Annotated in this window: 1 pseudogene; it reads right to left on the reverse strand. The window is 73.2% G+C overall.

Features of this window, described 5'->3' with window-relative positions:
• Window positions 1–563: pseudogene (locus ACNFOC_RS55110) on the reverse strand (MFS transporter); the annotation flags it as partial.

The following is a 563-nucleotide window of genomic DNA, read 5'->3' on the forward strand; positions in this document are numbered from 1 at the left end:
GAAGCGTCCGCCCTGTATAAGAGACAGCAAGCACACCCCCGCCAGGATCGCCGTCGACGGCGCGGCCACCTTCAGCAACGCACCGGCCAACGACCCCGTAGCCGCGTAACCCGCCCCCGCCGCCGCGTACATCACCGAGTACCCCGCGGCCAGCGCACGCGGTGGCAGCACCTCACGCAGCGAGAGATTCCGGGTGAGCATCGCGCCCGACTGGAGCGTGCCGCCGATGACCAGCGCGACCGCGATCCCCGCCGTGGCCGGTATCACCGCGGCCAGCGCCACACACACCGAGGTGCCGGCCATCAGCACCAGACTGCGGGTGCGCAACAGCCCCGGCCAGCCGCGCAAGCTGTAGACGAACGCGCCGAGCCCACCGCCCACCGCCATCCCGGTCAGCAGCGGGCCGGACCAGCCGACGCCGACGCCGCGCTGTTCGAGGAGAGCCGGGAGGACGAGTTCGGACAGGCCGAGCAGGGCGAGGCTGGCCGCGCCCACGACATACACCGGCCAGGCACCGACCAGCACCCGGAGCAGCGGAGGACCGTCCCCACCCGCGCCGTCCC

This window comes from Streptomyces colwelliae (assembly GCF_048158785.1).
Lineage (GTDB): Bacteria > Actinomycetota > Actinomycetes > Streptomycetales > Streptomycetaceae > Streptomyces.